This is a genomic window from Bacillus sp. AFS023182, assembly GCF_002560575.1.
Lineage (GTDB): Bacteria > Bacillota > Bacilli > Bacillales > Bacillaceae_G > Bacillus_A > Bacillus_A arachidis.
In genome coordinates this window covers 39,044-53,004 of the sequence record NZ_NTRO01000034.1, presented here as the reverse complement: position 1 = coordinate 53,004, position 13,961 = coordinate 39,044, and the positions used below count along the sequence as shown (strand labels likewise).

Sequence of the window (13,961 nt, the reverse complement as noted above, 5' to 3'; positions counted from 1 at the left end):
AGGGTTCACTTCATTTTTAGCAGTGCTTTTTATTATGCTAATGCTTGCGCTAAATCTTCAATTAGATCTTCACCATCTTCAATACCCACAGATATACGAATTAATGTATCCGTAATTCCTAATTCTTTACGGCGATCTGCTGGGATAGATGCGTGAGTCATTTGTGCTGGAATAGAAATTAAGCTTTCTACCGCCCCTAAACTTTCAGCAAGTGTAAAATACTGCAGTTTCTCAAGTACTTTATTTAGCGTTTCTTCACTATCTACATCAAATGAAATAATTGCACCGTATCCATTCGCTTGTTCAGTTGCTAATGCATGATTTGGATGTGATTCAAGGCCTGGATAGTATACTTTATTAACTTTTGGATGATTATTTAAAAACTCAGCAATGGCGCGTGAATTTGTTTCATGTTCTTCCATACGGACTCCTAATGTTTTTAAACCACGAAGTAGTAAGAAACTGTCTTGTGGTCCAAGAATGCCCCCTGTTGAGTTTTGAACGAAATGAAGGTCTTCTGCTAATTGCGCGCTATTTACAACAACTAATCCAGCAACAACGTCACTATGTCCACCTAAATATTTCGTTGCACTGTGAAGTACAATATCTGCACCTAAAGAGATTGGTGACTGCCAGTAAGGCGTCATGAATGTGTTATCAATAATTGTTAATAAACCTTTTTCTTTTGCCAATGTAGAAATTTGCTTAATATCTGTAATTTTTAATAGTGGATTTGTTGGCGTTTCTACATAAATTGCTTTCGTATTCGGAAGAATTGCTTCTGCTACTTCATCTAAATTTGTTGTATCTACAAATGTATGTTCAATACCGAAACGATTCAATACTTTTGTAATTACGCGATATGTTCCGCCATATACGTCATCTGTTAAAATGACATGATCTCCTTTTGAGAATAACATAATCGTTGCTGTAATCGCAGCCATTCCTGAACCGAAAGCAAACCCTGCATGACCGTTTTCTAATACGGCAATCATTTCTTCTAGCGCTGCACGTGTCGGGTTTCCTGTACGTGAATATTCGTATCCTTGATGCTTTCCAACTGCTTCTTGTTTGTACGTACTTGTTTGATAAATCGGTACGTTTACAGATCCAGTTGAAGGTTCTCCTATGCGAATACCATGAATTAACTTTGTTTTTGCTCTCATTTTCATTCCCACCCTTTGTATATATCTTTACTTAAGTAACGCTCACTGCTATCTGGAAAAATCGTTACAATATTTGTACCTGGTTTTGCCTTTTCAGCCTCTAATAAGCTTGCATGAAATGCTGCTCCCGAAGAACTGCCAACAAGAAGGCCTTCTTTCTGCGCTAATTCTTTCACACGCCTGAATGCATTTCGATCAGAAATGGTATGAATTTCATCGAAATATGATGATTTTAAAAATGGCGGAATAAATTCAAGACCGATTCCTTCTGTTTCATGTGAACCTGCTTCACCACCATTTAAAATAGATCCTTCTGGTTCCACAATCACCGTTTTAATTTCACGATTTTGTTCTTTTAAATAGGAGGCAGTTCCCATAAATGTACCACCAGTACCTGCACCTGCCACAAATATGTTAATCTCTCCACCCAACTGTTCCCACAGCTCCGGACCTAATGTTTTGAAATAAGCACGTGGATTTGCATCATTTGCAAATTGACTTGGAGAGTATGAGTTTGGAATTTCTTTTACTAATTCTTTTGCCTTTGCAATTGCACCTGTCATCCCTTGTTCAGTTGGTGTATGCACAACCGTTGCACCGAGAGCTTTCATTAACTCTTGTTTTTCAATGCTAAATTTCTCTGGTACACAAACGATCACACGTAAATCATACTCTAATGCAGCAAGTGCCAGTCCAATACCAGTATTTCCAGCTGTCGGTTCAATAATCGTTCCACCTTGCGCTACAAAGCCTTTTGCCAGTGCATCCTCAATCAATTCTCTTCCTAATCGATCTTTCACGCTTCCACCTGGATTATAAAATTCAAGCTTTGAAAATAAACGAACGCCCTCTGGAAGTGGAAAACGAGTAATTTCTACAATCGGTGTATGACCGATTAACTCATGAACTCCACGATACACCTTCATCGTGTTCTCCTCCTTATTCGCCAATAAAGAAAAGGCAACTGTATGTATTTTCTTTATATGAGACAGTTGCCTTTTTGTTACATTACTTTAACTCTTCTAATACTTTTACAATAAAGTTTGTAGAATGAAGAGCTGCTTGATCTAAAAATTGATCAAATGAAACATTTGATTCTTTCCCAGCAATATCAGAAAGTGCACGAATAATTACAAATGGAACGTTATATTGATGGCAAACTTGTGCAACCGCTGCTGCTTCCATTTCTACTGCGTAAAGATTTTCAAATTTATCACGGATTGCTGCAACTCGGTTGGGATCGCTCATAAATGAATCTCCTGTTGCAATCATTCCTTTAACCACTTGAATGTTTTCTTCTGCCTTCATACATTTTTCAGCTAATGCAACTAGTTCTTCATCAGCTTTAAATCCTGGTGGCATGCCTGGCACTTGACCATATTCATAATCAAATGCAGTTACATCCACATCATGATGACGAACTTCTGTTGAAATAACTACATCACCCACGTTTAAAGATTGATGGAATCCACCAGCTGAACCCGTATTCATTACTTTTTCAGGTTGGTATCTCTCTAATAAAATTGTCGTTGACATAGCTGCATTCACTTTACCAATACCAGACTTTAACAAGATTACTTCATGCCCTGCCAATAGTCCCTTCGTAAATTCACAACCTGCAACAGTTTCTGTTTCTGCCTGTTCTAATTTGTCACGTAAAATACGTACTTCTTCTTCCATTGCTCCAATTACAGCAATTCTCAATCTAATCCCTCTTTCTATTGCTTAGTTGCCTCCATTACCCAAACGAAATGATTCAATCTCGTAAACGTTACGTGGAAGCCATTGTTTTCAAAAATAGATTGCATGATCGGAATACGTGTGTAGTATTCTGTTTGCAAATCATTTGCTAACTGATGAAAACCTCTTTGTTTTGCAGTTTCAACAGTTTTATCATACGCTTCTTGATCTGCAAATATCGTATCAGCAAACACTATTTTACCACCTTTATTAAGCAATTGACTATATTTCGCAATTGCTACGTCTTTTTCTTCATCTGTTAGATGATGAAATGCATAGGTGCTTACAATTGTATCAATAGAATTCGGGACATCAAAAGAAAGAAAATCTCCTTCTGTAATCGAAAATCCTTTTGGTAACTTTTCTTTTGCGATAGCACGCATTTCACGTGACGGCTCTATGCCGTATACAGTATGGCCAGCAAGTAATAATTTATTTGTTAAATTACCAGTACCAACACCAAATTCTAATACATTTCCAAATGATTTATTTACTACATCCTCTAAAATGGCCTCATAACGAGCAAAAACTTCTTTATATTGTATATCTTCGCCTTGTACGAATGAATCATACGTATGAGCCCACTCATCAAATAAACCGTTAAATTCTGTACCCATATCGAATTCCCCTTTTTCTTATCGGTTTTATCAGTATGATATGCCTTCTTTTCGAAAATGTCAATTGAAATGAAAATGGTATTTCCTTCTTTTCTTTGTTACACTTAACTAGATTATGCAGAAAGGGGCGTATTTTGTGTCATTTACCTTTGAAATGTTGGAAGATAAAGTAGAATTTTTTGAGGCAGCTGACTTAGTTTCTTTAGAAAAGAAAGTTAACGAACAAATTGACAATAATAAAGCACTTATGCTGGAAGTTCATCATATTTCTCATCAAATGGTTATGGATACTGAAAGCAAACGGCCATATTACAGCGCAGTTGTTCATTTCAAATTAAAAAAATTACGCTAACTAAAAAAGAGAAAGGTTNNAACCTTTCTCTTTTTTAGTTTAGAGTTTGAACAAGTACTGGTTTCCAGCCTTCGTTTTCTACCCAATCAATATTTACATAATATTTTTTACCGGTTTGTTTATCTTGTACATTACCGTATGCTTTTTGCTTACCGTTGTTTCCAATGCGGTGAATGACCAACTGTTCCACTGGAACTTCAATTGCAGAGGAAATTGCTTGTTTCATCTCATTCCAATCTGCTGACCCTTGTTTAAATGTCATTGCCGGTGTTGCACCTTGCGTTGTACCAACTGGCTTCCAAGAAGCTTTTGTATAAGCATCAGTTGCTTTAGGCTGTGTTTTTTCAGCTGGAACTTTCTCATTTGCTTTCGCTTCTTCCTCAGCTTTTTGTTTCTCTTCTGCAGCCTTCTTCTCTTCTTCCTCTTTCTTCTTTTGCTCTTCTAGTTTTGCTTGCTCTTCTTTATCTTTCTTTTTCTCAGCTTTATTACCTTTTGTTGTTTCCTGAGATACTTTCTTTTGTGGAGAAGACGCTTGCTCTGTTGTATCAGGAACAAATAATTGATACGCTACAATAGCTACTGCTAATAATACGATAGCTATTGCGATATTTAAAACACCGTTGTGACGACGTTTTTGTTGTTTCTGTTGGAATCTAGATCCTCCTGCCATTCTTCAAACCTCCATGCAGTTTTTCCTACTTGCTATTGTAACACTAAATCTTAAATGGTTGAACAACTACAGTAACATTTTCACGAAATGAAAACATTTGATTATAAATTGCAAGATTACCTTCTCCCTTCCAAGTGAGCAATCTCTTCCACAAATTCTTTAAAAATCGGTGTTACAGTATTTTCTTTACTATTCGTTTCTAAATCAACAACTACTAGTGCATATCTCGGGTTTTCGTATGGGAAATAACCCGCAAACCAACGATTTACGCGATCTTCTTTTCCTGTTTGCGCAGTCCCAGACTTTCCAGCAACAGATAAAGGTAGCGATTGAAACGTTGCACCTGTTCCCTTTTCCATCGTTATGACTTTCCTTAACAAGGATTGTACCTGTTTCACTGTACTATAAGAGAGTTGTCGTCCTTCCAGTTTATGGTCTTCAAAATAAAAAAATTTCGTTCCATTTTTATATCGGATTTCTTTTACAGCTTTTACTTCTTTCTTCTCCCCATTTCTTGCAATCGTCGCCATCATATTTGCAATGGCTAAAGGGGATATTCTTACATCCTTTTGTCCAATTGCCGTTTGAGCGATTGCTTTGTGACCCACCTTATTTTCTTCGCCATTCCAAACAGTTGCTTTTTTCTCTTCTATCAACTGTTTAAACCCAGACGTATGAAACATTTGCCCTTTCCATCCTACCGTCTCACTCGCTCCTAGCGCTTCTAAATACGTTTCCATTATATGTTTATCCTTTTGCATCAATTCATCACCAAGCACAGCGAATGTTCTGTTACAACTCCTAGCAAAACTCTCTGTGAAGTTTAATTCCCCCATCATAACCTGTGAGAAATTTTCACCATACGGATCTGTATTACAGTTAAACATACGATGAGATTGAATCATATCATTATCAATTGCTGCGGCCGCTATAACTGTTTTAAAAACGGAACCTGGGAAATGAGGCGTTAGCATTTGGTTCTCCATCGTTTTTTGATATGCACGCTTATCGTTCATCTGTAAAGATGGTTTACTCACCATTGCTACAATTTCACTCTTCTTCACATCAAGTAGTACTAATCCACCTTTTTTAATTCCATGTGTTCGCACAAGCTCTTCTGCTTTTTGTTGCAAAGATTTTTCTATCGTCGTTTGAATCGTAACTGGATAAAAGGGATTTCCAGGAGATGTATATTTTGCACGCTTCCCAAAAATCGGTTCTCCCTGTCTGTCTACTTGATATAATACTTTCGTTTCACCATCAGTCATTAAAAATTCATCAAACGATTGCTGTAATCCAGAAATACCGATAATTGTTTGACTAGATAGTTTTTTAAATTTCTCATATCGTTTTTTTAATTCCTTCTCGTTTTCTCCGACTACTCCGATCAGATGCTCCGCTTCCGATATTTGTTTCATTCTCACTTCGATTGCTACCATACCTAAAATATCCGCACGGTTTACCTTCTCCATCTGTTCTTTCGTTAACTGAAACGGTTTATCACCCCTTTGAAGTATAAATGGTTTTCGTTTGTCTTTCATTTGCAGCTTTATGTCTTGCCCCGGCACACCAATGATATGCGTAATTTTTTCTAACATGTCATTTTTTATTTGTAGAAAAGGAAAAATGACTAACACTGGGTATCTTTCTTCTCCTAGATTTTCTCCGTTCCGGTCAACAAAATGTCCCCTACCATCATCCAATGTGAATGCTTGTGTACGCTGGGTAACACTCTTTTCAATTAAATTTATATGCCTCTTTGTAAATGATTCCGTGGCTATAATTTGTATTTGAGCTAGCCTACCAAGTAGTAATAGCATGATACATGCAAAACAGAGTAAAGTAATCGCAATTCTCCGCTTCATTTTCATAAAAACACCTCGTCTTTTCAGTTTAGACGAGGTGTTAGTCCTTTTATACAAAGCGCAATGTTATCCAGTCCTATATGATGTAATTATTTTTTATTGGTTGACGGGTTGCTTTGCATATTTTTCGAAAACTGATTTATAAGTTTCCACATTTAAACCTGAATTTTGAGCAACTTCAACTGCAGTAGTCCTTACTTGCTCTGCACTCTTCACATATTCTTGTTTTAAAGAATTCATTTCATTTCGTTTTTCCTTTGCATTCTCAACTGTTACAGAATCTAAACACGCTATCAGTTTTTCTGTTATCTTTAAATAGTTGTTTTCTGCGTTGATTAATTTTTGAGTTTCATCCTTCTTTAACTTGGATCCTTTTAGGAAAGTAACAGCTTGATTTACTTCATCTTTTAAAAGTTTATCATTATTTTTTGCCTGTTCTTGCAATAACTTCTTCATGTCATCTATTGCTTTCTGATCCATCGACTCTTGTAACATATATTCAGGATTTCCAATTGCATAATCATATTTAACAGTTACATCATTAAAAAGTCTCATGACAATAGCTAATTGGTACTCTGGATCAAAGTCTTCAAATTTCTCTCTCTTTTTATCCTTATCTAATTCTTGCTTTTCTTTTGTATTCGATTCGTTTTTGGAGGACGAAGATACCTCGTCTTTTCTTTCTTCTTGCTTCGATTTCGATTCGTTTGATGCACTTGTTTTCTCACTAGATTCACATGCCGCTAATCCTGTCATCATGACGCCACAAGTGAATGCTGCAAATAATTTCTTTTTCATGAACTTTCCCTCTTTCTTATCCCCTTTAAAATCTCCTCATACTTCCAAACATAAAAGTATAAAAATTCATCAATTATAATATCAAAATTAAGACCCTTATATTGTCACATCATGTCGAATACGATAAAAATCGAAATATCATGGACGATTGGCACTTTTCACTTAGAATCTTGAGAGCAACGGGATAATAGAAGAAAAAAATAAAAGAGGTTCACCCATATGAGTGAACCTCCTTTTATTATTTTACAGAGATAATCTCTACTTGCATTTCTCCGCCTGGTGTTTGGATTGCTACTTTTTCACCAATTTGCTTACCTAGTAAGCTTTTTGCGATTGGAGAATCGTTAGAAATTCTTCCTTCAAATGGGTCTGCTTCTGCACTACCAACGATTGTGTAAGCTTCTTCGTCTCCATCTGGTAATTCTTTGAATGTTACAGTTTTACCTAACGTTACAACTGTAGACTCTTCACCATTATCTTCAATGATCACTGCGTTACGAACCATATTTTCAAGTTGTGTAATACGACCTTCTACAAATGCTTGCTCATCTTTTGCTGCATCGTACTCTGAGTTCTCAGAAAGATCACCGAAGCTACGCGCAATTTTAATACGCTCTACAACTTCTTTACGTCTTACTGTTTTTAATTGCTCAAGTTCGTTTTCTAATTTTTGTTTACCCTCTTGCGTCATAGGGTATGTTTTTTCTGTTGCCATGTTTTCCACTCCTTTTATATACCAATCCCCCGAAAAAAAGAGGAGTTCAATATGAAAACTCCTCCGCTTTACCTTTGTAGCGGAGGTTTCTAGTACACATGCACTAGCGGAGTTGTCACATACAACCCCGTGTTTTTTCCAATGCCTCTTTATATAAAGAAGATATGTATGGAAATCTCATATAAATATGCCCCCACCTAACATTAGGTGAGGTTGCATGTTTCATTGTATTCGATAAGAAGGGAAAAAATCCCTTCCTATCGTATATCTTTTACTATGCTATTACAAATTCACTTTTTGTTCAAGAATTGTTGCAATTTTTGTAACCATAATATCAATTGCAACATGGTTTTGTCCACCTTCTGGAATAATGATGTCCGCAAATTTCTTAGAAGGCTCAATAAATTGGTTATGCATTGGACGTACAACATTTACATACTGCTCAACAACAGAGTCCATTGTACGGCCACGCTCTTTAATATCACGTTGCATGCGACGTAAAATACGAAGATCAGCATCTGTATCAACAAACACTTTAATATCCATTAAATCGCAAAGACGTGGGTCTTCTAAGATGAGAATCCCTTCTAAAATAATTACATCTTTCGGTTCTACTGGAATAATTTCTTCTGAGCGTGTATGCAATGTATAATCATATACGGGTTTCTCAACCGGCTTATATGCAAGCAACTGATGTAAGTGCTCAATTAATAAGTCATTATCAAATGCTAATGGATGATCGTAATTTGTTTTTAAACGCTCTTCCATCGGCAAATGGCTTTGATCTTTGTAATAATAATCTTGCTCCAAAATTAAAATGGAATGACCTTGAAATTGATCAAAAATCGCTTTTGTTACACTTGTCTTACCTGATCCTGAACCACCAGCAATTCCAATTACAACCGGCTTATTCGTCCCCATTCAACTATCACTCTTTCTTATTGATGTATGCTTTTGCGCATCATATTATTCACATACACTGGTTGATCCACTTTGAATTTCACGATTTGCAACGGATGTCTCGCTGCATCTAATTCGTTTCCATCCTCATCCCAAATTTTCTCCACCGTTTGTGTAAAGTTTTCTATTTCCGGTCCAAAGAACTCAACTTCATGACCTGGTTTGAAGTAATTACGTTGCTCTAACGTCACAATGCCTGTTTCTTCATTATAATCTAACACTAAACCAGCAAAATCATACGTTGTTTTCTTACTATGATTTCCATACATTTGTTCTAAGTGCCCTGGAACTCCTTCAAAAAATGCAGGAGCTGTGTCACGATTTGCACATTTATCAAGCTCATCTAACCATTCTTGTTTGAACTCAAAATTATCAGGATCTGCGCAATACGTATCAATTACTTTGCGGTATACAGTTGCTACTGTTGCTACGTAGTGAATGGATTTCATGCGTCCTTCTACTTTCAAGCTGTCAATTCCAATTTCAATCATTTTTGGAATCGAAAGAATTAGATTTAAATCTTTTGGACTCATTGCAAAATGAGCATCGCCCTCTTGGAATAAAGGAAGTTCTTCTGCCTCCTTATGTTGTGATACCGTTTGAACCAGGTCATAATCCCAACGACAAGACTGACAACACCCACCACGGTTTGAGTCACGCGCTGTCATATGGTTACTTAAAGTACATCTTCCAGAGTATGCAATACACATTGCCCCATGGACGAATGCTTCAATCTCGATATCAACGTTTTCTTTAATTTCTTTCATCTCTTCATAGCCCACTTCACGAGCTAATACAAGACGATGTAAACCTTCTTCTTTCCAATACTGCGCCGCTTTCCAGTTAGACAATGATTGTTGTGTACTTAAATGTACTTCAACAGAAGGTGCTACACGTTTACACGTCTCAATAATAAGAGGATCTGCAACGATAATACCCGTTACGCCAGCTTTTTCAATCCCTCTTAAATAGTCTTCTAGCCCATCCATATTTTCATTATGTGCAAAGATATTTGTTGTTACATATATTTTCGCACCATATTTTTTTGCAAATTCAACGCCTTCTGCCATTTCTTCAAGCGTAAAGTTACCTGCATTTGAGCGAAGACCAAATTCTTGTCCACCTAAATATACAGCATCTGCACCGTAATGAATAGCTACTTTTAATTTTTCTAAATTACCCGCAGGGATTAACAGTTCAGGTTTTTTCACAATTACGCGTTTTCCATCGATCACTCGTGAAATTTCTTGTACAGTCATTTCCTACACCCTCCTCGTTTAGTAAACCGTTTCTTTAAAGAAGAATCCTGTATCTAACGGACGATTTACTGGTTGCATTTCTTCTATTTTTTTATATAAATCGTCTTTCACGCCATAATACGCATCGCGATCTTCTACACATAAATCAATAGCTTTACGATATTTCTTTGTTACTTCGATAATGTATTCAGAGCTTTTTAACACACCGTCAATTTTCAAGCTATTAATTTCAGCATCGATTAATTCATCTAACTCATCAATGAAACAAATATCATTTGGACTCATAATATGAGTACCATTTTCATCCTCATAAATTGGATATTTATTATTACGCTCTGGATCATGTAAGAACATATTCTCTTCATGTTTTTTCTTTTCAATTTCTAGATTACGATCTTGATACTCGAAGTAATTTCCTACTAATGAACGCTTTGATTGGAACATGCATGTCATGCCATGAATTTGCACTTCAACTTCAACTTCAGCGTTTTCCTTTAATTCAACAATTTCATCTAAACTTAATTCACGTGCAAGGACAGCACGTTTGGCACCTTTTCGGCCCCAATAGTTACAGGTGAACCAGTTTGTTGCTGTCGTTTCTGTATTCCAGTGCATTTGCATGCTTGGTGCTACTTCACGTACAGTCATTAATACTGCTGGATCTCCAAAAACAACGGCATCTACATGCACGTCTTGCAAAAATGCAACGTAGTCTTTTAATTCTTCTACTTTGTCGTTATGGAACATAGCGTTCATCGCTACGTATACTTTCATACCATTTTCATGTGCAATGCTTACAGCTTGTTTCACATCATCACGCGTAAACTCTCCCGCTAAACGTAAGCCAAACTTTTGTTCACCGATCATTACTGCGCTTGCTCCTGCTTTTGCAAGAGGTTCAATATCAGCCACCGCTCTTGGCGTTACTAACAATTCAGGTTTTTTCATACCTTTGTCACCCTCTCTTTTTACTCACGGCTACTCCATCACCAATTGGGAAAATGGTTGTATCATATCCTTCATGGTTCATCAGCCATTCATTGTACGTCTTAATACGACGAATCAAACCACGCGTACGTCTATTTTCAATTTTTTCTTTTGTCGCTACAAGTCCATGGTACATCACATTATCTGAAATAATGACACCACCTGGATTTAATAACGGTTCATATAAGTCAAAAAAGCGACGATATTGTCCTTTTGCAGCATCAATAAAAATAACATCAAATGTTCCATGTTCTTTCACTTGTTCGCCTGTTTCTAATGCATCACCATAAATAACGGAAATACGATCTTTTACAGGAGAACGTTTTATATATTCAAGTGCTTTTTCATATCGATCACTATTTCGTTCTACTGTCACAATACGAGAATTAGGGATAGCTTGCATCATACGAATACTAGAATAACCAATTGCTGTTCCAAGCTCTAATATGCTTTTCGGCCCAATTAAACGTAAAAATTGTAACATAAACTCCATTCCAAGACGATCCATAATCGGCACGTGATATTCACTTGCATACTGTTCCATTTCAAGAATCAGTTCCTCTTTTGGATCAATAAATGATAGTAGGTACTCGTTAACTGCATCCTCCATAAATGGTCCTCCTTATTTACATGGAGAAGTGCCTCTATGACGTGGCAATTTCTATCTTTTCACACATAGAATGCAATAAAAATACAAGCCAGCTTCATCCTTAGCTTGTACGTCCCGTTTTGATATTAAAAACGATTCTTCTGCCAGTTTTTAACCCGGTATATTTTATCATAAAAAAGAGGGATATGCGACCCTTTTCGCTCTCCCTCCTATTTTCATTTCTTTTGTGTAATATATTTTTGTTTTAATGCATTGTGTTCTTCTAACGTTTTCGCATAATACACTTCGCCGCTTGGTGCTGCTAAGAAGTAGTAATAATCTGTTTGGGCAGGCTCTAACGCTGCCTGTATAGAATGCTTACCAGAATTCGCAATCGGCCCAACTGGAAGCCCTTTTACAACATACGTATTATAAGGCGAATTTACCTTTAAATCGTCATATAACACACGCTCTTTATGCTTGCCAAGTGCATATAATACCGTGGGATCTGTTTGTAATGGCATTCCCTTAGCTAAACGATTGTAAAAGACACTGGAAATTTTTTGACGATCTGTAAATCCAGTTGCCTCTTCCTCAATTAAAGAAGATAATGTTAAAAGCTGGTGAACGTCCAACTGTTTTTCTTTCATTTTCTCCTTATTTTGAACAATTAGTGCATTTGTTTTCTCAAGCATTTCTGTAACAATTTCTTCTAAAGTTGTATCTTTTTTGTAGTAAGAATACGTCGCTGGATATAAATAACCTTCTAACGGATATTTAATATTGCCATCAAAGATTTTATTTGTTAATAATACCGGATACTTTTGCTGCATTTTTTGGATAAAAGCCTTATCGTTTAATTGGCGTACAACATCATCTTTATTCCATTTCAGTTCCTTCGCAATTATATCTGCAATTTCAACAATTTGTGCACCTTCTTTAATCGTCAATTTATAAGCAACTGAACGATGGACATTACCCGATGACATTTGTTCCATTACATCATCTACATTCATTGACGAATTTAACAAATATGTACCTGCCTGCAAGTTTTTAGATTTAGCTTTTGCATAGAAACTAAATACTGTACCATTTTTAATAGCGCCTTTTTCTTCTAAAATCTCTCCAATTTTACTTGTAGATGAGCCTTTGGGAATCTCTACTTCAATTTCTTTTTTATTCCCGCTATCAACTGGTTTTAACGCAGATGAAATATACGCATAGACGGACACACAGACCACAAGTAGCGCAATAATTACTATTAAAAAGGCGCGTCTACGCTTCTTCCTCACTTGATTCTCTACCAAAGTTCTTCCTCCTTATTCAATTGTAGACCGTATGTACACACTCTATACAACATCCTACAAAATCGCGACAAATCCACCTATCATTTCTAGACAGGCAATTTATTTTTTCTATAATCTGTCTAATTATACTATAAACAATTATGTAGTTTCGACAAAAAATCTGTCATTTTGCACAAGAATACAAAAAAAGATGGACTGCATGTACAGCCCATCTTTTCAACTAATTACTCTTCGCCCTCTTCTTCTTCAGCAAGCGTGTTAAACATTTCTTGTACCATTTCCCACTCTTCTTCAGATTCGATTGGAAGTAATGTTCCACCTGATTCATCTTCACTTTGCTCATATGCCATTGCATCGTAAATTGGATCTCCATCTTCGTCAACTTCACCAATTGGTGAGAAGACTACATATGATTTATTCCCAAATTTTTCAGCATCAAAAGTGAAAATAATTTCACATAAATGCTCGTTACCTTTTTCGTCTACAATTGTAATTTGATTTTCTTCCATTTTGGTCACCTCTTATTTACTATCTAAATATCCTTGTAAAATCACGACTGCAGCCATCTTATCGATAACTTGCTTTCGCTTCTTTCGACTTACATCAGCCGAAATAAGAAGACGTTCCGCTGCCATTGTTGACAGACGCTCGTCCCACAGTATAACCTCTAGTTGCAGAAGTTCACGCAAGCTTTCAGCATATTGCTGACATGCTTCGCCACGTGAACCGATCGTACCATTCATGTTTTTAGGCAATCCTACTACTATCTTGTCCACATTGTACTGTTTTACTAACTCAGAAACCCGATCAAAACCAAAAATTTCTCGTTCTTCATTGATTTTAATCGTTTCTAAGCCTTGTGCCGTCCAGCCCATTTCGTCACTAATCGCAACGCCGACTGTTTTTGTTCCAACATCTAAACCTAATATCCGCATA

Annotated in this window: 16 protein-coding genes; 1 reads left to right on the top strand and 15 read right to left on the bottom strand. The window is 36.5% G+C overall.

Annotation, left to right across the window (positions count from 1 at the left end; genetic code table 11):
• Window positions 1-32: 32 nt before the first annotated feature.
• The 4 genes from CN288_RS17405 to CN288_RS17390 form a co-directional block, all read right to left on the bottom strand.
• Complete coding sequence (locus CN288_RS17405; RefSeq protein WP_098302710.1) at window positions 33-1,166, bottom strand: bifunctional cystathionine gamma-lyase/homocysteine desulfhydrase; 1,134 nt, start codon at window positions 1,164-1,166, stop codon at window positions 33-35.
• Between the two features lie 2 nt (window positions 1,167-1,168).
• Window positions 1,169-2,092, bottom strand: a complete 924-nt coding sequence (locus CN288_RS17400; RefSeq protein WP_098302709.1) for an O-acetylserine dependent cystathionine beta-synthase — start codon at window positions 2,090-2,092, stop codon at window positions 1,169-1,171.
• Between the two features lie 82 nt (window positions 2,093-2,174).
• Window positions 2,175-2,870 carry a 5'-methylthioadenosine/S-adenosylhomocysteine nucleosidase gene (gene mtnN / locus CN288_RS17395; protein ID WP_090687586.1) on the bottom strand — a complete coding sequence of 232 codons (696 nt, stop codon included), beginning with the start codon at window positions 2,868-2,870 and terminating at the stop codon, window positions 2,175-2,177.
• A gap of 14 nt (window positions 2,871-2,884) precedes the next feature.
• The gene (locus CN288_RS17390; RefSeq protein ID WP_090687591.1) at window positions 2,885-3,523 is read right to left on the bottom strand and encodes a class I SAM-dependent methyltransferase; all 639 of its coding nucleotides are present in this window, start codon (window positions 3,521-3,523) and stop codon (window positions 2,885-2,887) included.
• 136 nt (window positions 3,524-3,659) lie between these two features.
• On the opposite strand from CN288_RS17390, the gene CN288_RS17385 reads away from it, so the two are divergent.
• On the top strand, window positions 3,660-3,875 hold the full coding sequence (locus tag CN288_RS17385) for a YrzA family protein (RefSeq protein ID WP_026593456.1): 216 nt from the start codon (window positions 3,660-3,662) through the stop codon (window positions 3,873-3,875).
• 34 nt (window positions 3,876-3,909) lie between these two features.
• On the opposite strand, the gene CN288_RS17380 is transcribed toward CN288_RS17385, so the two are convergent.
• The 11 genes from CN288_RS17380 to ruvX form a co-directional block, all read right to left on the bottom strand.
• Window positions 3,910-4,545 (bottom strand): YrrS family protein, encoded by a 636-nt coding sequence (locus tag CN288_RS17380; RefSeq protein WP_098302708.1) that lies wholly within the window; start codon window positions 4,543-4,545, stop codon window positions 3,910-3,912.
• A 116-nt stretch (window positions 4,546-4,661) separates the two neighbouring features.
• Entirely contained in the window at window positions 4,662-6,416 is a 1,755-nt protein-coding gene (locus tag CN288_RS17375) for a peptidoglycan D,D-transpeptidase FtsI family protein (RefSeq protein WP_098302707.1), read from the bottom strand.
• Window positions 6,417-6,506: 90 nt separating this feature from the next.
• Window positions 6,507-7,208 (bottom strand): hypothetical protein, encoded by a 702-nt coding sequence (locus CN288_RS17370; RefSeq protein WP_090687598.1) that lies wholly within the window; start codon window positions 7,206-7,208, stop codon window positions 6,507-6,509.
• Window positions 7,209-7,446: 238 nt separating this feature from the next.
• Window positions 7,447-7,923: a transcription elongation factor GreA gene (gene greA, locus CN288_RS17365; protein ID WP_035415628.1), complete on the bottom strand. Its 477-nt coding sequence runs from the start codon at window positions 7,921-7,923 to the stop codon at window positions 7,447-7,449.
• 282 nt (window positions 7,924-8,205) lie between these two features.
• Entirely contained in the window at window positions 8,206-8,844 is a 639-nt protein-coding gene (gene udk, locus CN288_RS17360) for a uridine kinase (RefSeq protein ID WP_003200515.1), read from the bottom strand.
• A 17-nt stretch (window positions 8,845-8,861) separates the two neighbouring features.
• Window positions 8,862-10,142 carry a peptidase U32 family protein gene (locus CN288_RS17355; RefSeq protein ID WP_026593461.1) on the bottom strand — a complete coding sequence of 427 codons (1,281 nt, stop codon included), beginning with the start codon at window positions 10,140-10,142 and terminating at the stop codon, window positions 8,862-8,864.
• Window positions 10,143-10,160: 18 nt separating this feature from the next.
• Window positions 10,161-11,090, bottom strand: a complete 930-nt coding sequence (locus tag CN288_RS17350) for a peptidase U32 family protein (protein WP_026593462.1) — start codon at window positions 11,088-11,090, stop codon at window positions 10,161-10,163.
• 7 nt (window positions 11,091-11,097) lie between these two features.
• On the bottom strand, window positions 11,098-11,739 hold the full coding sequence (locus CN288_RS17345) for an O-methyltransferase (RefSeq protein WP_026593463.1): 642 nt from the start codon (window positions 11,737-11,739) through the stop codon (window positions 11,098-11,100).
• A 215-nt stretch (window positions 11,740-11,954) separates the two neighbouring features.
• Entirely contained in the window at window positions 11,955-13,025 is a 1,071-nt protein-coding gene (mltG, locus tag CN288_RS17340) for an endolytic transglycosylase MltG (protein WP_026593464.1), read from the bottom strand.
• 224 nt (window positions 13,026-13,249) lie between these two features.
• Window positions 13,250-13,534: a DUF1292 domain-containing protein gene (locus CN288_RS17335; RefSeq protein ID WP_026593465.1), complete on the bottom strand. Its 285-nt coding sequence runs from the start codon at window positions 13,532-13,534 to the stop codon at window positions 13,250-13,252.
• Window positions 13,535-13,546: 12 nt separating this feature from the next.
• Window positions 13,547-13,960: a Holliday junction resolvase RuvX gene (gene ruvX, locus CN288_RS17330; RefSeq protein ID WP_026593466.1), complete on the bottom strand. Its 414-nt coding sequence runs from the start codon at window positions 13,958-13,960 to the stop codon at window positions 13,547-13,549.
• Window position 13,961: the final 1 nt, after the last annotated feature.

What these genes read in the sequence shown, in the direction of transcription:
- CN288_RS17405 (WP_098302710.1), bottom strand. Translation starts at nt 1,166, where the DNA reads ATGAGAGCAAAAACAAAGTTAATTCATGGTATTCGCATAGGAGAACCT.
- ruvX (WP_026593466.1), bottom strand. Translation starts at nt 13,960, where the DNA reads ATGCGGATATTAGGTTTAGATGTTGGAACAAAAACAGTCGGCGTTGCG.
- CN288_RS17350 (WP_026593462.1), bottom strand. Translation starts at nt 11,090, where the DNA reads ATGAAAAAACCTGAATTGTTAGTAACGCCAAGAGCGGTGGCTGATATT.
- CN288_RS17400 (WP_098302709.1), bottom strand. Translation starts at nt 2,092, where the DNA reads ATGAAGGTGTATCGTGGAGTTCATGAGTTAATCGGTCATACACCGATT.
- CN288_RS17375 (WP_098302707.1), bottom strand. Translation starts at nt 6,416, where the DNA reads ATGAAAATGAAGCGGAGAATTGCGATTACTTTACTCTGTTTTGCATGT.
- CN288_RS17380 (WP_098302708.1), bottom strand. Translation starts at nt 4,545, where the DNA reads ATGGCAGGAGGATCTAGATTCCAACAGAAACAACAAAAACGTCGTCAC.
- CN288_RS17390 (WP_090687591.1), bottom strand. Translation starts at nt 3,523, where the DNA reads ATGGGTACAGAATTTAACGGTTTATTTGATGAGTGGGCTCATACGTAT.
- CN288_RS17335 (WP_026593465.1), bottom strand. Translation starts at nt 13,534, where the DNA reads ATGGAAGAAAATCAAATTACAATTGTAGACGAAAAAGGTAACGAGCAT.
- udk (WP_003200515.1), bottom strand. Translation starts at nt 8,844, where the DNA reads ATGGGGACGAATAAGCCGGTTGTAATTGGAATTGCTGGTGGTTCAGGA.
- greA (WP_035415628.1), bottom strand. Translation starts at nt 7,923, where the DNA reads ATGGCAACAGAAAAAACATACCCTATGACGCAAGAGGGTAAACAAAAA.
- CN288_RS17345 (WP_026593463.1), bottom strand. Translation starts at nt 11,739, where the DNA reads ATGGAGGATGCAGTTAACGAGTACCTACTATCATTTATTGATCCAAAA.
- CN288_RS17370 (WP_090687598.1), bottom strand. Translation starts at nt 7,208, where the DNA reads ATGAAAAAGAAATTATTTGCAGCATTCACTTGTGGCGTCATGATGACA.
- CN288_RS17355 (WP_026593461.1), bottom strand. Translation starts at nt 10,142, where the DNA reads ATGACTGTACAAGAAATTTCACGAGTGATCGATGGAAAACGCGTAATT.